The sequence below is a fragment of the Teichococcus deserti genome (assembly GCF_001982615.1).
In the GTDB taxonomy this organism is placed as follows: Bacteria; Pseudomonadota; Alphaproteobacteria; order Acetobacterales; family Acetobacteraceae; genus Pseudoroseomonas; species Pseudoroseomonas deserti.
The window spans coordinates 1-16,904 of record NZ_MLCO01000144.1; the positions used below are offsets into that span (position 1 = coordinate 1).

The following is a 16,904-nucleotide window of genomic DNA, read 5'->3' on the forward strand; positions in this document are numbered from 1 at the left end:
GGCTGGGCGGGCTGATCTGCGCCCCGGCCTGGGCGGCGGCGTCGCCCGGCGCCAGGGCCAGCAAGCCGGCGATGGGCAGGAAGGCGGCAGGCGTCAGGCGCGATCGGGCGGGGCGGGGCATCGGAACTCCTTCTCGGCGTGGCGGCGCGACATGTCGTCGGAAGCCATGCTGCAGGGGAGACGCGCCGGGAAGATGGCAGGCCGGTTCAAAACCGCGCGGGCAACGATCCCGTGTTGAGGCGGCTCAGAGCCCCAGCACCCGCAGCCCCAGCAGCCCGCCGGTCAGCAGCAGCGCCAGCAGCCCGGCCAGGATGCTGTCCCGCTTGCGATGCGCGGCCGGCGGCAGGCGGCTGGCCAGGAACAGCCCGGCCAGCCAGCACAGCGAGACCACCGCCGCCAGCACCACCAGCGCCCGCTCCAGCGCGCGCTGCAGCCCGCCAGCCCGGTTCACCCAGTCCAGGTTGCCGGCCAGCAGATGGGTCAGCACCAGGCCGAGGATGGTGGCGCAGAGCATCACCAGGCAGCGCAGCGCGAAGGACCCCATGGCGGTCAGTCCGCCGGCTTCAGGCCGAGCAGGCGGCGCGCCTCGGCCGCGTCGGCGCCGATCTGGGCGACCAGGGCGGGAAGGCCCGCGAATTTCTGCTCCGGCCGCAGGAAATGGCGCAGGCCGACCGCGACCTCCTGGCCATAGAGGTCCTCGGCAAAATCGAAGAGATGCGCCTCGACCCGGCTCTCGCTGCCGCCGACGGTGGGGCGCAGGCCGATATTGGCGACGCCGGGGACGACCCGGCCGTCGGCCAGGGTGACGTCCACGGCGTAGACGCCGCGGGCCGGCTCCAGGTGGCGGCCGAGGGGGACGTTGGCGGTGGGGAAGCCGATGGTGCGGCCGCGCTTGTCGCCATGGCTGACCGGGCCGTGGATCGCCCAGGGCCGGCCCAGCGCCGTCGTGGCGCGCTCCGGATAGCCGTCCTGCAGCGCCCGGCGGATGCCGGAGGAGGAGATCGGCCCGGTCTCGTCGGCGACGGGGGGGACGATGGTCAGGCCCATGCCCAGGCGCTCGGCATGCTCGGCCAGGAAGGCGACGTCGCCGCCGCGGCGATGGCCGAAGGCGAAATCGGCGCCGCAGGCCAGATGCTTCGCGCCCAGGCCGCGATGCAGGACCTCGGACACGAAATCCTCGGCCGACATGGCGGCGAAGCTGGCGTCGAAGGGCAGCGCCACCACCAGGTCGGCACCGGCCGAGCGCAGGGCCGCGGCCTTGCCGGCGGCGAGCGTCAGGCGGAAGGGCGGGTCGTCGGGGCGGAAATGCTCTCTAGGATGCGGCTCGAAGGTCAGGGCGGCCAGCTTCAGTTCCGGCCGCGCGGCATGGGCGGCGCGCAGCACGGCGCGGTGGCCGCGATGCACCCCGTCGAAATTGCCCAGCGCCAGGGTGGCGCCGCGCGCCGCTTCCGGCACGGACCGCCAGTCGGTGAACAGGGTGCCGGCGTCGCTCATCGGGCGGAGGGGGCCGCCCATTTGTCGGCCGCGACCGGGCGGAAGCTGGCCAGGGCGTCGAGCGCCGCCTCCGGCGTCTGCTCGAAGCGGACCATGGCGCGGTGCGCGGCGCTCAGGAAACCTTCCTCGACCATGTGGTCGAAGACGGCGCCCATGCGCTGCCAATAGCCCTCGGTGTCGAGGAAGGTCAGCCCCTTGTCGTGGATGCCCAGCTGGGTCCAGGTGAAGGCCTCGACCGCCTCCTCCAGCGTGCCGATGCCGCCGGGCAGCACGACGAAGCCGTCCGACAGGTCGGCCATCATCGCCTTGCGCTCATGCATGGTGCCGACGACGCGGAGATCCGTGATGGCGCCGTGGCCGACCTCGCGCCGCATCAGCGTCTCGGGGATGATGCCGATCACCTCGGCGCCCTGGCGCATGGCGGCATCCGCCACGATGCCCATCAGCCCGACATGGCCGCCGCCATAGACCAGGCCCAGGCCGCGGTCGGCGATGGCGCGGCCCAGCGCGCGGGCGGCCTCGGCATAGGCCGGGTTGCCGCCGGGGTTGGAGCCGCAGAACACACAGACACGCTTCATCGTGGCGATATCCCGTCAAGTCAGGGCGGTCGCCCGCCCTGTCCTCCGGCTTAGCCGGCCGGGATGGGGGCGACAAGCGTGGCCAGGGCCATGGCATGGACAGGCGCGGGAAGCCGCCCCACAACCGCGGACCCTATCGTCCGAGACCTGCCCAAGGAGAGCCCACCATGCCCGAAACCAAGATCGGCACCAGCGAGACGCTGCTGGAAGAGCTGCGCGGCTGGGTGGAGCTGGAGACGCCGACCACCGACCCGGCTGCCATCAACCGGCTGATCGACAAGGCCGAGGCCGAGCTGCGCGCCGTCGGCGCCGTGGTCGAGCGCATTCCCGGCCGCGACGGCTTCGGCGACCAGCTGATGGCCAAGACCCCCGAGGGCTTCGCCAAGGGCAACGGCAAGCCTGTCCTGGTTTCCGGCCACCTGGACACGGTCTGGGACCACGGGACCCTCGAGAAGACGATCCCCTTCCGCGTCGAGGGCGAAAAGGCCTTCGGCCCCGGCATCTATGACATGAAGGCCGGCAGCTTCTTCGCCTTCCATGCGCTGCGCGAGATGCTGCGCCAGAAGGTCCGGCCGATGAGCCCGATCACCCTGCTGCTGACCTCGGACGAGGAGGTCGGCAGCCCGACCAGCCGCGCCCTGATCGAGCGCGAGGCCCTGGCCTCCTGCGCCGTGCTGATCCCCGAGCCCGCCGGCGGCCCGGACAAATGCGCCGTCACCGCGCGCAAGGGCGTCGGCCGCTTCGTGGTCACGGCGCGCGGCGTCAGCGCCCATGCCGGCGGCAACTGGCCTGACGGCGCCAGCGCGGTCGTGACGCTCGCCCGGCTGATCACCCAGATCCATGCCCTGGTCGACCTGCCCGGCGGCACCACCACCAACTGCGCCCCTGTCTGGGGCGGCACGCGGCCCAATGTCATCGCCGCCGAGGCCGGCTGCGAGGTCGATTTCCGGGTGGCGACGGCGGCCGACGGCGCCCGCATCGAGGCGGCGATCAAGGCCATGGCCGGCCCGCAGCCCGAGGGCACCACGGTCGAGATCACCGGCGGGATGAACCGCCCGCCGCTGGAGGAAGGCCCGGGCAACCTGGCGCTCTACGCCAAGGCCCGCGCCATCGCGGCCGGGATCGGCTACGACCTGCCGAAGCAGCATCGCGGCGGCGGCTCGGACGGCAACTTCACCGCCGCGCTGGGCATCCCGACGCTGGACGGGCTCGGCTGCTCCGGCGCCGGGGCGCATGCCATCTTCGAGCATGTGCTGTGGCGCGAGCTGGCGCCGCGCTGCGAGACGCTCTGCGGGTTGATGGAAACCCTGTCCGAAGTTTAATCCGCAACCCCCGGCGGCCACCTGCTGCCGGGGTCCTTTTCGCCGGCCCGCCCGCCTATCCTGCCTGTCCAACCTTTCACGGACAGAACAATGGCCGAGGCGAGCCACCTGGCGCCGATCCTGACGCCCATGGTCTTCCTGGCGGCCGCCGTCGTCGCCGTGCCGCTGGCCAAGCGCGTGGGCCTCGGCTCGGTGCTGGGCTATATCGCCGCCGGCATCGTCATCGGCCCCTTCGGGCTGAAGCTGATCGACACGCCCGAGCGCATCGCCGGCATCGCCGAGCTCGGCATCGTGCTGCTGCTGTTCATCATCGGGCTGGAGCTGAATCTCGGCCGGCTCTGGGCCTTGCGGAAGGACATCCTCGGACTTGGCACGGCGCAGGTGCTGGTCTGCGGCGCGCTGCTGGCGCCCTGCGTCTGGATGGCCGGCGCCGGCTGGGGCGCGGCGAGCGTCGCGGGCCTCGGTCTCGCGCTGTCCTCCACCGCGCTGGTGATGCAGCTGCTGGCCGAGCGCGGCGAGCTCGAGGCGCCCTATGGCCGCACCGCCTTTGCCGTGCTGCTGCTGCAGGACCTGGCCATCGTGCCGCTGCTGGCCCTCGTCGCCTTCCTCTCGCCGCGGATGATGGTGGCCGAGCATCCGATGTGGATGTCGGTGGCCACCGGCCTGGGCGCGGTGGCCGCCGTCGTGCTGACCGGCCGCTTCCTGCTGAACCCCTTCTTCGGCCTGCTGGCCCGGGCCGGCGCGCGGGAGATCATGACGGCCGCCGCCCTGCTGGTGGTGCTGGGTGCCGCCGGGCTGATGGCGGTGGCCGGGCTGTCGATGGCGATGGGCGCCTTCCTGGCCGGCGTGCTGCTGGCCGAATCGAATTACCGGCACGAGCTGGAAGCCGATATCGAGCCCTTCCGCGGGCTGCTGCTCGGGCTGTTCTTCCTGTCGGTCGGCATGAGCGTCGACCTGGCCGTGGTCTGGGCCCAGGCCCCCCTGCTGCTCGCCGGCGTCTTTCTGCTGGTCGCGCTGAAGTCGGTGGCCACCTACGGTTTGGCAAGAGTCTTCGGCCATCCGCCGGCGACCGCGCTGCGCGCCGCGCTGATCCTGGCCCAGGGCGGCGAGTTCGGCTTTGTCCTCTATTCCGCCGCCGCGGCGGCCGGCGTCATGGGGGGCGATCTGGCCAGCCTGCTGGTCGCGCTGGTGACCTTGTCGATGGCCGTCACCCCGCCTTTGCTGCGGCTCGCCCCAAGAATTCTCAGCCGCTGCGGCCGGCCGATGCCGGAGGAGGATTTCTCCGACGCCAAAGGCAGCGTCATGGTCGTGGGCTTCGGCCGCATGGGCCAGCTGGTCACCCAGGTGCTGCAGCGCCACGGGGTGCAGCCGGTGCTGATCGACACCGACGTCCAGCGCATCCAGGAAGCCGCCCGCTTCGGCAGCCGCGTCCATTACGGCGACGGCACCCGGCTCGACGTGCTGCGCGCCGCCGGCGGCGGCCGCGTCCGGCTGATCGCCGTCTGCACCGACCGCCCCGAGATTACCAACCGCGTCGTCACCCTGGTGCAGGAAGCCTTCCCCGAGACCGCCCTGGTGGTGCGCGCCTTCGACCGCCGCCACGCCTTGTCGCTGCTGGAACGCGGCATCGAGAACCCGATCCGCGAGACGGTGGAATCCGCGCTGATCCTGGGTCGCGAGGCGCTGCTGGCGCTGGGCGTCCCGCGCGAGCAGGCGGAAGCCGTCGAGCAGGAGGTCCGCCTGCGCGACCGCGAACGCCTGGCCGCCCAGCAGATCGGCGGCCTCTTCGCCGGTCCGGAGCCGCTGACGCCGCCGCGTGTGATGAAGGCGGCGGAGTAACGGGTGTCAGGTGCGGCGAGACAATGGCGCCTCGGGATGGCGCGAAGGCGCTTCGGGACGGCGTGAGGGCTGTGCGCCGTCATGCCAGCGACAGACCTCGGCGGCCTGGTTCCACTCGGTCAGGGTCAGGCCGGTGGCCATGTAGCCAGGGTTGGTTTGGCGCCCGCCAGGGCGCTGCTCGATCTCGAAACTGCGCCGGCGCTCACTGGCTGCCAGGCCATCTGGTGACGCCGGCAGGAAGAAGACACAGCTCTGCTTCACAGGCAGGCTCGCCTCCTGGCTCTCGAAGAACCAGAAGGTGGTGACATCGCCATGTTCATAGGCGTTGCGGTGCAGGGTGACGAAGACGCTGCCTTCGGCCCCGCGCGGCGGCAGGGGTGCCCTGCCGTTGCCGGGCGCTAAGTAGTCCTCCTTCTGCGGGAGCGGACGACCGGCGGAGAGTTGCTGCAGCGGCGTTTCCTGGGGCCTTGTCAGCATGACGTACCACATGCCCACGAGGATCAGCAGCACGCCGATCATGATTCGCTTGAGCCAGCGCAGCGGGGCTGGCGGTGCGCTGACCGGCGCCTGCCCATGCCCGGCGTATGGCGGTGTTGCGGGGAAGGGTGGCCAGGTCTTGGGCGACGGGGCGGCGGCGGCGCCTGGGGATTCTGTCCAGTTTGGCGGGCCGCTGGTGAAGCCTGCACCCGGGCTGCCGTACATCGGGCCGTCCGGCATCGGGCCCCTGTGCATCGCGTCGCCGGGCATCGCGCCGAAAGAGGGCTGCCCGACAGGCGGGGCGCTGAAGGGCGATTGATGGAAGCCGGGTTGCCCATAGGATGACGGGCCAAAGGCCGAGGTGCCGAAGGGCGGCGGTCCTGGGGGCGGCGAGGCATGAGGCGGTGCCGTCGTCGGATGAGCGGGCGTCACAGGCATGGCTGCATGCGCCGTGGCCAGGGCCTGCCCGATCGCGACCGTGGCCTGCGCACTCCGTTCAGCCAGGGACACCAGGCCTTTCAGCATCACCGCGGCGTTGAAAAATTGCCAGTCCTCGGAGACCCGCTTGTCCATCGGGGGGAGCTTCTGGGCCATCAGGATGCCGCCTGTGCATCAGCACGAAGATCAGTGATCGTCTTTTCCGTCGCATCCATCGGCAGATAGACCATCTTCAGACGGTCGATGACTTCGAGCTGCACCACGGGCACCTCGCGCACCAGCGGGATTTCTCTGCTGCGCCGGAGATAATATCCGCGCCGTGCGCGCAGAAAGGCCTCCCATGCCGAGCGGCGCCGGCTGCGTCGGGGCGGCGACGGCGGGGTCGGGTCCGCCATCAGGACGTCCGGATTGTGGAGCCGCGCCGGGCGGGGCTGGGCGGCATAGTGCAGGGCCGCCAGCAACGAGCCCATCAAGGCGACGATCGCCGCCAAGGCAACGACGAAGATCTGCTTGGTCAGCTCGATGGCCCCCCGATTGGCCTGTCCGGCTATGGCCAGGGCGAGGCGGTGCAATTGCGAGGAGTCGCGCGCCGCGGCGAGATTCTGTTCGGCACCGGCGAGGTCGGCGGCGGCCTGCCGGGCGGCCTGTCCAGCCTCGCTGGTTGTGATGGCAAGGCTGGCCATGTGCGCCTCGCCCTGGTTCAGCTTCTCGTCCAGCGCGAGGATGTCGGCATCGCGCCGAAGGCGGATATCGGCAGTCTCCTGGCGCAGCTTTGCCTGTTCATCGCCGATCTGGCGCCCAAGCTGGGCGATCCGTTGCTGCCGTTCGTTCAATTGAGCATTGAAGGAGCGCTGCAGCCCCGCACTACGGCAGGCCGTCTCCGGCGCCTGACGGCAGCGCGTCTGCTCCAGGCGGATCAGCCGCTCCTGCGCGGCGCGGAAGCCAGGCAGCGCTTCCTGTCGCTGCTGCAATTCGGCCTGCAGGCTGAGGCGGGGATCGAAGCGGAGCAATGCGCTGCTGTCATCCTCACTTTGCTTCTGGATCGCCGTGCGCTGCTGCCGCCAAGCGGCCAGCTGTGTTTCTAGCTGCTGGGCTTCTCGCCGCTGCAGGGCGAGCAGACCGGCCCGAGCCTCGGCTTCCGCTTGATGATGGGCGACCGCCTGCTCAGCGTGTTCAACCGCGCGCAGCCGTTCGTTGAAGCCACGTTCAAAGCCGAAGATGAAGTTGGCGCAAGTCGCAAGAGTGACGGCCAGCAGGGCCAGGGTGGCGATGACCTTCCAGCCCCAGGCCCGGACGCGGAAGGCCACGGCGATCAGCGGGATCTTCGCCAGTTCGACCACGGATAGCGCAAGGAAGGGCAGCATGGCCATGAGGGTGCTTTGCCCGGAACTGCCGCCTTCGAGCCCGGCGTAGATTGCCAGGACCAGGCCAGTCAGCACGGCCAACCCTTCCACCACCCAGGCCAGGATCAGGACCCTGTTGCCAGCCGGTGGCAATCTGTCGGTAGCGATCGCGCGCATGACCGATTCTCTTTGCTTTCCCGCAATGAGATATCACGTCACCGTGACGATATCGCCTATAAATTGAAGATTGCGCCCGTAATTTCCCTCCGAATTCTCAGCCGCCCATGATCCGGTGGAACACCGGCACCGCGGCGCCGAGCAGCGCCACGCGGGCGCGCTCGACCGGGCTGTGGGCGGTGTCCATCACCTCGGGGCCGAGGATGGCGCAGGGGGCGAGCTCCTGCAGCTCGGAGGCGTCGGTGCCGAAGGGGCGGGTCTCAGCCGCGCGGCCGGTGGCGGCCTCGATGGCGCGGATGAAGGGATGGTCGGCCGGGGTCTCGGGCGGCAGGCCCTGGCGCAGGATGCGCAGGCCGATGCCGGCGCGCGCCGCGGCCTCCTGCACGGCGGCGACGACCGGCGCCGGGTCGATGCGGCGGCTGTAGCGGAACTTGATGCGCAGCGTCGCCCGGGGAACGGTGACGTTCACCGCGGCGCCGTGGTTGTCGATCACCGGGTTGAAGTCGCTGAAGGGCGGGTCGTAGGCGGGGTCGTGCAGCGCGACATCGGTCTTCAGCCGCTCGGCCAGGGCCTTCATCTCGACCAGGAAGGGGACCAGCGCCCAGTTGGCGTTGCGGCCGATGCCGAGCGAGGAATGCGCCTGCACCCCCTCGGCCTCGGCGATGAAGTCGATGTTGCTGCGGTGGCCGCGCACCGGCAGCATGCCGGTCGGCTCGGCGACGATGATGCCGCGCGGCGCGGCGCGGCGGGCGAGGGCGGAGCTGTCGGCGATCAGCCGGGCGCCCTGCTTGGTGGTCTCCTCGTCGGTGGTGATCAGCAGCGTCGCGGGCAGATGCGCCGGCAGGGTCTTCGCCGCGATGATGCAGGCGGCCAGAGGGCCCTTCATGTCGGCCGCCCCCAGCCCGTGCAGCACGCCGTCGCCGTCGATGCCGCCTGCGAAGGGATCGCTGGTCCAGCCGGTGTCGGGCACGGTGTCCATGTGGCCGGACAGCGCCACGCCGCCAGAAGGTCCGCGATGCGCGACGATCACCTGCTTCGGCACGCCGGCGGCATCGGCATAGTCCAGCCGCTCCAGCTCGAAGCCCTCGAGCTCGGCGGCGATCCGGTCGGCGACCGCCAGGTTGGAGACGAAGCTGCGGCTGTCCAGGCGGACCAGGTCGGCAGCGAGGCGGGCGACGGCGTCGGTGTGCGGCATGGCTCAAGGGGGTATCTTGCCGGGGCGCCCCCGGCAAGCCAGGGTGGCGGGCCATGCAAGACATCGCCTATCTCGACCCCCGCTCCGGCCAGACCTGGTCGCTTTCCGAACCCCGCTGGTGCGGCCCCGAAGGCCAGCCGCTGCTGTTGACCGACCTGCCGGGCATCGAGCGCGGCCAGATCCAGGCCTCCGAGCGCAGCCTGTGGCGCTATGCCGCGGCGCTGCCCTTCCAGCCGGTGGAGCGGATCAGCTTGGGCGAGGGCTGCACCCCGCTGGTCAAGGCCGAGTGGTCGGGCGCCCCGGTCCGCTTCAAATGCGAATGGTTCATGCCGAGCGGCAGCTTCAAGGACCGCGGCGCCTCGGTGATGCTGTCTCTCCTGCGCGACCAGGGGATCAAGGCGGTGCTGGAGGACTCTTCGGGCAATGGCGGGGCGGCGATCGCCACCTATGCCGCGGCGGGCGGGATGCGGGCCAAGATCATGGTGCCGGCCTCGACCAGCCCGGCCAAGACGGTGCAGTCGAGGAGCCTCGGCGCCGAGATCGAGCTGGTGCCCGGCAGCCGGCAGGATTGCGCCGATGCCGCGCTGGCCCAGTCGAACCGCATCTTCTATGCCAGCCACAACTGGCATCCCTTCTTCCTGCAGGGCACCAAGACGCTCGCCTACGAGCTGTGGGAGGACCTGGGCTTCCGGGCGCCGGACAATGTCATCGTGCCCTGCGGCGCCGGCTCCAACGTGCTGGGCTGCGGCATCGGCTTCGCCGAGCTGCTGCGCGCCGGGCAGATCCGCCGCATGCCGCGGATCTTCGCCGCCCAGCCGGAGAATTGCGGCCCGATCGCCCGCGACTGGCTGGGCGAGGACGAGGCCGACCCGATGCCCACGGTCGCGGAGGGCACCGCCATCGCCCAGCCGCTGCGCATGGCCGAGGTGCTGGAGGTGCTGCGCGCCTCGGCCGGCGGCGCCGTGCTGCTGAGCGAGAGCGAGATCATCCGCGCCACCCGCGGCCTGGCCGGGCGCGGCTTCTATGTCGAGCCGACCTGCGCCCAGGCGGCTGCCGCCTTCGGCCGGCTGCTGGAGGACGGGCAGATCCGCCGCGACGAGACCACCGTGGTGGTGCTGACCGGCAGCGGGCTGAAGGCGACGCAGCGGCATGCGGAGCTCGCCGGGGTGGCGCTGTGAGCGGCCCGCGGGTCGCGCTGCTGGGCTTTTCCATCGAATGCAACCGCTTCGCCCCGGTGGCGAAGCGGGACGATTTCCGGGTTTGGCTGGAGGGTGACGCCCTGTTGGCGGATGCCCGCAGCGAGGCGCCGACGCAGCTGGCGGAAATGCCGGGCTTCGTGGCCGCCATGGACGCCGCCGGCGACTGGCAGCCGCGGCCCTTGATGCTGGCCTCGGCCGAGCCGAACGGGCCGGTCGACCAGCCGGTCTTCGACGCCATGCTGGCGGTCTGGCGCGAAGGCCTCGAGGCGCTGCGCGGGCAGGTGGAGGGCGTCTATTGCGTGCTGCACGGCGCCGGGCTGACCACCGGGCTGGACGATCCCGAGGGCGCGGTGCAGGGGCTGGTGCGCGAGGTGCTGGGCGGAACGGTGCCGCTGGTCTGCAGCTATGACCTGCACGGCAATGTCTCGGACGCCATGGTGCGGGATTGCGACGCCTTCGTCGGCTACCGCACCAACCCGCATCTGGACATGCGCGAGCGCGGCGCGGAGTCGGCGGACCTGCTGCGGCGGCTGATGGCGGGCGAGCGCTTCCACCGCGCCTTCCGCCGGCTGCCGATCGTGCCGCCGACGGTCAGCCTGCTGACGGCCAAGGGCCCCTATGGCGAGGTGATCGACCAGGGCCAGGCGCGGGCGCGCCATCTGGGGCCGGCGAAGATCGCCAATGTCTCCATGATGGGCGGCTTCGCCTATGGCGACACGCCGTTCAACGGGCTGGCCATCATCGTCACCGGGCCGGACCGCGCCGCCTGCGAGGCGCTGGCGCAGGAGCTGGCCGAGGCGGCCTGGGCGCGGCGCGAGCGCTTCGTCGCGCAGCTGACGCCGCTGGCCGAGGCCACCGAGCGGGCGCTGACCAGCGAGGTGCCGCTGATCTTCGCCGATGTCGCCGACAATCCGGGCGGCGGCGGGGGCGGCAACACCATGTTCATCCTGCAGGCCTTCCTGAAGGCGGGCGTGCAGGGGGCGCTGATGGGCGTCATCCACGACCCTTCGCTGGCCGCGGAGGCGCAGGCCCTGGGCGTCGGCGCGCGGTTCACCGCCCGCTTCAACCGGGCGCCGCGGGACGAGTTCGCGCATCCCTTCGCCACCGAGGCCGAGGTGGTCGCGGTGTCGGATGGCCGGGTCACCGGCCGGCGCGGCATCTTTGCCCGCACGGCGGTGGAGCTCGGCCCGACGGTGGCGCTGCGGCTGGGCGGCATCGTGGTGGTGGTGATCAGCAAGCGGACGCAATGCGCCGATCCGGTCTTCCTGGAGCATCTCGGCCTGGACATCGGCGCCGCGCGGGTGGTGGTGGTGAAGTCGCGCGGCCATTTCCGGGGTGGCTTCGACGAGTTCTTCTCGCCGGGCCGGGTGGTGGAAGTGGATGCGCCTGGCCTGACCTCGCCGGTGCTCGATCGGTTCTCGTGGACCAGGCTGCCGCGGCCTGTGCTGCCCCTGGATGCCGGCGTCGTCTGGCCGCTTAACTGACAGAAAAAAGATGGGGGTCCGGGGGAATTCCTTCCCCCGGCCTTGCTTCTGGAGAGTGCCGAGATGCGGATCCCTGACCTGGATCTCGACCTGCTGCGCTGCTTCGTGCAGGTGGCCGAGCGTGGCGGCTTCACCGCCGGCGCGGCCGCTCTGGGCCTGACGCAATCCGCCGTCAGCCTGAAGGTGAAGCGGCTGGAGGAGCTGCTGCAGAAGCGGGTCCTGGAGCGCAGCAGCCGCAGCGTGGCCCTCACCCGCGAAGGCGAGACGTTGCTGGCCTATGCGCGGCGGATGCTGGCGCTGAACGACGAGGCGGTGCGGCGGATGGTGGCGCCGCCGATCACCGGGCGGCTGCGTCTGGGCGTTGCCGACCATTTCGTGCCGCGCAACCTGGCGCCGATCCTGGCCCGCTTCGCCGCGCATTTCCCGGAGCTGCGCCTGGAGGTCGAGGTGGGTCGCAGCCACGAGCTGCGCGCGGCGCAGGAGCGCGGGCAGCTCGACCTGGTGCTGGGCAAGCGGCGGGATGGCGAGACCGAGGGCCGGCCGATCTGGACCGAGCCGATCGTCTGGGTGGCGCCGCCGGGCTGGCTGCCGCCGGCGGGCCGGGCGCTGCCGGTGGCGATGCTGCCGCAGGGCTGCATGTTCCGCGACCGGGCGCTGGCGGCGCTGGCCCGGGCGGGGCTGGAATTCGAGGTGGTCTATACCTCGGCCAGCCTGCTCGGCGTCGCCGCGGCGGCGCAGGCGGGGCTGGCGGCCACCGTGCTGGGGCGGTCGGGGCTGCCGGCCGGGCTGGTCGAGCATGCCAGCCTGCCCGGGCTCGGCACGGCCGAGATGGCGGTGTTCGGCGACGCCACCAACCAGACCTCGATCGTCGAGCCGCTGATCGAGATGATCCGCGAAAGCCTGCAGTGACGCCGGTTTGACAGGGTGGCGGGGCCGGGCGCAGCCTTTCGCCCGCATCCGACGGACGTCACGACATGAGCAGCATCGGCACCGAGGCCGCGCCCCCGCCATCCAAGGACCCGTTATCCAAGGATTGGCGCATCATCGGCCTGATCGGCACCGGGCATTTCCTGTCGCATTTCTACATGCTGTGCCTGGCGCCGCTGTTCCCGCTGTGGCGGGAGGAGTTCGGGGTCTCCTACACCGCGCTCGGCCTGTCGATCGCGGCGATGGGGGTGGTCACCGCGGTGCTGCAGACGCCGGTGGGCTTCCTGGTCGACCGGCACGGGGCGCGGCGCTTCCTGGTGGGGGGCACGCTGCTGATGGCGCTGTCGATCTCGGCCATGGCCTTCGCGCCGAACTACCAGACGATCCTGCTGCTGGCGGTGCTGTCGGGCATCGGCAACAGCGTCATCCACCCGGCCGACTATGCGATCCTGGCGGGCAGCATCAACAAGTCGCGGATGGGCCGGGCCTTCGCCATGCACACGCTGACCGGCAATCTGGGCTTCGCCGCGGCGCCGCCGGCGATCGCCGCGCTGGCCCTGCTGATCGGCTGGCGGGAGGCGCTGCTGCTGGTGGGACTCTTGGGCGTGCCGGTGGTGGGCGCCATCCTGTGGCAGAGCCGCATCCTGGCCGACCAGCCGAAGCCGCGCGAGAGCAGGCCGGGCGAGGGCGGCGTGGCGATGCTGATGACCCGGCCGATGCTGCTGTTCTTCACCTTCTTCCTGCTCTCCGCCATGGCCGGATCCGCCATCCAGGCCTTCGCGATTCCCGTCATGAACAAGCTCTGGGGCCTGCCGCTGGCGCTGGGGTCGGTGCTGCTGACCGGCTATTTCTCGGGGAACATCCTGGGCGTGCTGGTGGGCGGCTGGTTCGCCGACCGGTCGAAGCGGCATGGCGTCTTCGTGGTCGTGCTGACCCTGCTCGCCATGGCGCTGATCCTGGTGCTGGGCATGGTGCCGCTGCCGGGCTTCGGCGCCATCGGCGTCGCGGCGCTGGCCGGCCTCGCGCTCGGCGCCAGCCGCACGCCGCGCGACGTCATGGTCAAGGACGCCGCACCCCCCGGGCAGATCGGCAAGGTCTTCGGCTTCATCTCCTCCGGCCTGCCGCTGGGCGGCGCGCTGACGCCGGCCGTGGGGATGCTGCTCGATGCCGGTCGGCCGGAATGGGTGATGCCGCTGGTGGCCTGCCTGCTGGGCCTGTCGCTGCTCTGCATGGGCACGGCGGCGGGCGCCAGCCGGGCGGCCCAGGCGCAGGCGGCCCGGGCGGCGGTCGCGCGGACCCAGCCGGCCGAATAATGCTGTCCCTGGGTTTGCTCCTGGAGGCGCTGAACTGGATCGGTTCGGCGACCTTCGCCGCGTCCGGCGCGCTGGTGGCGTCGCGCAAGCAGCTGGACCCGGTGGGCTTCGTGCTGATCGCGGCGACCACGGCCTTCGGCGGCGGCACGCTGCGCGACCTGCTGCTGGGGCGCCCGGTCGCCTGGCTGGGCACGCCCGGGCTGGTGCTGCTGGCGGCCCTTGTCGCGCTGCTGGTCTTCTTCGCCGCGCACCGGCTGGAGAAACGCTTCGCCGCCCTGCTCTGGGCCGATGCCGTCGGCATGGCGCTGTTCGCCGTGCTGGGGGCGGAGGCCGCGCTGGCCGAGGGCGCCAGCCCCTGGGCCGCCATCCTGATGGGCATGATCACCGCGACCTTCGGTGGCGCGCTGCGCGACGTGATCTGCGGCGAGATGCCGCTGATCCTGCGGAAAGAGATCTATGCCACTGCCGCGGCGCTGGGAGCGGCGCTGTTCGTCGCCCTCACCGGGCTGGCGCTGGACCGCAGCATCGCGGTCTGCGCCGGCATGGCGGTGGCCTTCGGCGTGCGCGCGGCGGCGCTGCTGCGGGGCTGGTCGCTGCCCGCCTACAAGCCGCGCCCCGGCCGCGACTATCCCGACCAGCGGTAGCGCAGCTCACGACGGCTCCCGGATCGGCGGGTCGCTGACGCGGACGGCAGCCAGGCCGAGCTTCAGCCCGCCGCGGCGCTGGCGCAGCCGCCGCTGCAGCGGCCGGTCGTAGTGGCGGGCGAGCCAGAGGCTGCCCAGCATCATCGCCGGAATGATCACGAAGCCGGCCCAGGGGGCGAGGTCGGCCGGATCGACGCCGAGGAAGCGGACGCAGCGCCGCATCAGCTCCTGCGCCGGGACATGCAGCGCGTAGATCGGGAAGGAGATGGCGCCCAGATTGACGAAGAGCGGCGCCAGCCAGCGCCCCGGCTCCAGCATGGAGGAGGCCAGCAGCAGCGCCGGGAAGACCAGCAGCACGCAGGCCAGGTCGAAGACGGCGCGGTATTCCGGCGGTGCGTCGACCATCAGCAGGGCGACCAGCAGCAGCGGGAACATCCAGGCCAGGCGCGAGGTGACGAAGCCCTGCCGGTGCAGCCGGTACAGCAGCACGCCGGCGAAGAAGGAGAAGCCGACGCGGGCGAAGCCGCCCCAGAAGTTGAACCAGGCCGAGCCGGTGTCGAGATGGCCGTATTCCATCGCCGACCAGACCAGCGCGACCGCGCCCAGCAGGGTGATGGCGATCAGCCGGCGCAGGCTGAGGAAGGGCAGCAGGCAGGCGAAGACGATGTTGACCAGCAGCTCGAAGAACAGCGACCAGGCCGGGCCGTTCAGCGGGAAGGTGCCGGGGGTTTCGTGCGCGGTGGGCGAGGGGAGGAAGGCGAGGCCGGTGCCCAGCGCGATCAGCAGCCCCTGTACCGTTTCCATCGAGCCGCCGCCGAGGGCGAGGGCCACCGCGCCGCTGAGCGCGCCGACCACCAGGCCGAGGGCATAGAGCGGATAGAAGCGGATCAGCCGGTCGCGCAGGAAGCGGCCGATCCGCAGCCCGCCGGCCAGGCGCGAGCCATAGGCATGGGCGACGACGAAGCCGCTGAGCAGGAAGAAGAAGTCGACCGCCAGATAGGCGCTGGGCATGAGCAGCGGCAGGACGAAGCCGGGATCGTGCAGGATGACGACGGCCAGCGCCGCGGCGCCGCGCATGCCGTCCAGGGTGACGAAGAAGCGGCGGCCGTCGGGGCTGAGGGCGCTGGGGTTCTGGACCTGGCTGGTCATGGCGCTCACCCCCGGACCGGAGAGAAGGAGGGAAGGGCGGACAGGCGGGCACGCAGCTGCCGCGCGGCAGCGCTGGTCATCGGGGACATGGGAACCTTGCGCGTATCCATGGCCAGGCGCCCGCGCGATGCGCGGCACGGCCCCAGCCCTTGCAGAGCGGACGCGGGCCCTGCGGCAGGCGCACGGCGTCACAGGGACGCCGGCATCGGCTGCCGCGGGAATCGCGCCGAGATCAGGCGCGCAGCCAGGGCCTGACGCCCCCCGATTCAGGAGGGCGCGCGGCAGCACCGGCCACGGAGGCCGATCTCTATGGCGGCGACAGCCGCATGCTCTGGGACAAGGTGTTCATGCCCGCCAGCCTGGGCGATTAATGAAGGCCGGGCAAGAATTTTTTCGACGAAGAAGCCGATTTTCTCGAACTTTGCCGTGAGCTCGACGCGGCTCGCCGGAAGAAATTTTATTGCATAGAAGGACAGGGGATTTTCGGAACGGGTCTGTTCCGGCCTCGGCGTGGCGCCTGGGCACCGCCCCTGGCCGGGGCCGGGCCAGTGCCACGCCAAACCGGATCCGCCAGCCGCAGCGCCCGCCATCCCGGCCATGGGGCGCGAGAAAGCCTTGGCCGCCGATGGCAAAAAAGGCCAGGGCGGATCGCTTCGCCCTGGCCCTGCCCGTCCTGGTTCCGCCGGCTGCTCCGGCGGGACGCTCAGATCTCGTCGTCGAAGCCGCCGCCGTCATCGGCGAAGCCGTCGTCATTGCCGAAGCTGTCATTGCCGAAGCTGTTGTCGACCGGCATGGCATCCTGCTGGCCGGCGCCCGGATCGGTCCAGGGGCTGCTGGTCGGCACGGCTTCCTGGCCGAAGCCACCCGCCGCGTCGGCCATGCCGGTGGCCTGGGCCGCCTCGGCAGCGCCGCCGCCGGAGAAGGCGTTCATCAGCATGTTGCCCAGCACCATGCCGCCGGCGACGCCGGCCGCGGTGGTCAACGCCGAGCCCAGGAAGCCCGAGCCGCGGCCCTGCTGCATCATCGCCTGTTGCGGATAGCCGCCGGGGGGCTGGATCGGCTGTGGCGGCGGGGCCATCGGCACCGGGCGCTGCTGCTGGCCGCCGCCGAACATGCCGCCGAACAGCCCGCCGCTGCGCGGGGCCTGGGCATTGGCCTGGGCCTGGCGCTGGGTGTTCTCCAGCTGCCACTCCAGCTCCTGGATGCGGTTCTGCGCCTGGACCAGCGCGTGCTCCTGCACGAAGGCGGTCTGCGTCAGGCGGTAGCGTGCCTCCGGGTAGCGGGCGAAGAGGTCGCCGATCAGCCGGTCGGCCTCGGGGTCGACG

Annotated in this window: 15 protein-coding genes; 7 read left to right on the forward strand and 8 right to left on the reverse strand. The window is 71.5% G+C overall.

Annotated elements, in window-relative coordinates; translation table 11 throughout:
- Nucleotides 1-244: 244 nt before the first annotated feature.
- From BKE38_RS15235 to BKE38_RS15245, 3 genes are read right to left on the reverse strand one after another with little or no spacing between them, the layout of a single operon-like run.
- Nucleotides 245-544 carry a hypothetical protein gene (locus BKE38_RS15235; RefSeq protein ID WP_076958152.1) on the reverse strand — a complete coding sequence of 100 codons (300 nt, stop codon included), beginning with the start codon at nucleotides 542-544 and terminating at the stop codon, nucleotides 245-247.
- 5 nt (nucleotides 545-549) lie between these two features.
- The gene (locus tag BKE38_RS15240; RefSeq protein WP_076958166.1) at nucleotides 550-1,494 is read right to left on the reverse strand and encodes a bifunctional riboflavin kinase/FAD synthetase; all 945 of its coding nucleotides are present in this window, start codon (nucleotides 1,492-1,494) and stop codon (nucleotides 550-552) included.
- Entirely contained in the window at nucleotides 1,491-2,072 is a 582-nt protein-coding gene (locus tag BKE38_RS15245) for an LOG family protein (protein WP_076958153.1), read from the reverse strand. The genes BKE38_RS15240 and BKE38_RS15245 overlap by 4 nt, the downstream gene beginning before the upstream one ends.
- Nucleotides 2,073-2,239: 167 nt before the next feature.
- On the opposite strand from BKE38_RS15245, the gene BKE38_RS15250 reads away from it, so the two are divergent.
- Nucleotides 2,240-3,394 (forward strand): M20 family metallopeptidase, encoded by a 1,155-nt coding sequence (locus BKE38_RS15250; RefSeq protein WP_076958154.1) that lies wholly within the window; start codon nucleotides 2,240-2,242, stop codon nucleotides 3,392-3,394.
- Between the two features lie 90 nt (nucleotides 3,395-3,484).
- The gene (locus BKE38_RS15255) at nucleotides 3,485-5,233 is read left to right on the forward strand and encodes a monovalent cation:proton antiporter-2 (CPA2) family protein (RefSeq protein WP_076958155.1); all 1,749 of its coding nucleotides are present in this window, start codon (nucleotides 3,485-3,487) and stop codon (nucleotides 5,231-5,233) included.
- Between the two features lie 6 nt (nucleotides 5,234-5,239).
- On the opposite strand, the gene BKE38_RS31515 is transcribed toward BKE38_RS15255, so the two are convergent.
- The 3 genes from BKE38_RS31515 to BKE38_RS15270 all read right to left on the reverse strand — a co-directional run bounded on the left by BKE38_RS31515 (nucleotide 5,240) and on the right by BKE38_RS15270 (nucleotide 8,863).
- Entirely contained in the window at nucleotides 5,240-6,304 is a 1,065-nt protein-coding gene (locus BKE38_RS31515) for a hypothetical protein (protein WP_131829606.1), read from the reverse strand.
- The gene (locus tag BKE38_RS15265; RefSeq protein WP_076958157.1) at nucleotides 6,304-7,668 is read right to left on the reverse strand and encodes a coiled-coil domain-containing protein; all 1,365 of its coding nucleotides are present in this window, start codon (nucleotides 7,666-7,668) and stop codon (nucleotides 6,304-6,306) included. Before BKE38_RS15265 ends, BKE38_RS31515 begins: the two co-directional genes overlap by 1 nt.
- 97 nt (nucleotides 7,669-7,765) lie before the next feature.
- Entirely contained in the window at nucleotides 7,766-8,863 is a 1,098-nt protein-coding gene (locus BKE38_RS15270) for a M20/M25/M40 family metallo-hydrolase (protein WP_076958158.1), read from the reverse strand.
- 53 nt (nucleotides 8,864-8,916) lie between these two features.
- On the opposite strand from BKE38_RS15270, the gene BKE38_RS15275 reads away from it, so the two are divergent.
- The 5 genes from BKE38_RS15275 to BKE38_RS15295 all read left to right on the forward strand — a co-directional run bounded on the left by BKE38_RS15275 (nucleotide 8,917) and on the right by BKE38_RS15295 (nucleotide 14,430).
- On the forward strand, nucleotides 8,917-10,041 hold the full coding sequence (locus BKE38_RS15275; RefSeq protein ID WP_076958159.1) for a threonine synthase: 1,125 nt from the start codon (nucleotides 8,917-8,919) through the stop codon (nucleotides 10,039-10,041).
- Nucleotides 10,038-11,546 carry a M81 family metallopeptidase gene (locus BKE38_RS15280; RefSeq protein ID WP_076958160.1) on the forward strand — a complete coding sequence of 503 codons (1,509 nt, stop codon included), beginning with the start codon at nucleotides 10,038-10,040 and terminating at the stop codon, nucleotides 11,544-11,546. Before BKE38_RS15275 ends, BKE38_RS15280 begins: the two co-directional genes overlap by 4 nt.
- A 63-nt stretch (nucleotides 11,547-11,609) precedes the next feature.
- Nucleotides 11,610-12,455, forward strand: coding sequence for a LysR family transcriptional regulator (locus tag BKE38_RS15285; protein ID WP_076958161.1), 846 nt, complete (start codon nucleotides 11,610-11,612; stop codon nucleotides 12,453-12,455).
- Nucleotides 12,456-12,520: 65 nt separating this feature from the next.
- The gene (locus BKE38_RS15290; RefSeq protein ID WP_076958162.1) at nucleotides 12,521-13,786 is read left to right on the forward strand and encodes an MFS transporter; all 1,266 of its coding nucleotides are present in this window, start codon (nucleotides 12,521-12,523) and stop codon (nucleotides 13,784-13,786) included.
- Nucleotides 13,786-14,430, forward strand: a complete 645-nt coding sequence (locus BKE38_RS15295) for a trimeric intracellular cation channel family protein (RefSeq protein WP_076958163.1) — start codon at nucleotides 13,786-13,788, stop codon at nucleotides 14,428-14,430. The genes BKE38_RS15290 and BKE38_RS15295 overlap by 1 nt, the downstream gene beginning before the upstream one ends.
- Before the next feature lie 6 nt (nucleotides 14,431-14,436).
- Here the strand turns inward: BKE38_RS15295 and BKE38_RS15300 are convergent, their stop codons facing one another.
- Together BKE38_RS15300 and BKE38_RS15305 are read right to left on the reverse strand one after the other, a co-directional pair.
- The gene (locus BKE38_RS15300) at nucleotides 14,437-15,579 is read right to left on the reverse strand and encodes an acyltransferase family protein (protein WP_076958164.1); all 1,143 of its coding nucleotides are present in this window, start codon (nucleotides 15,577-15,579) and stop codon (nucleotides 14,437-14,439) included.
- Between the two features lie 703 nt (nucleotides 15,580-16,282).
- Nucleotides 16,283-16,904 (reverse strand): DUF2076 domain-containing protein (locus tag BKE38_RS15305; protein WP_076958165.1); only part of this gene is annotated, 622 nt, incomplete at its 5' end.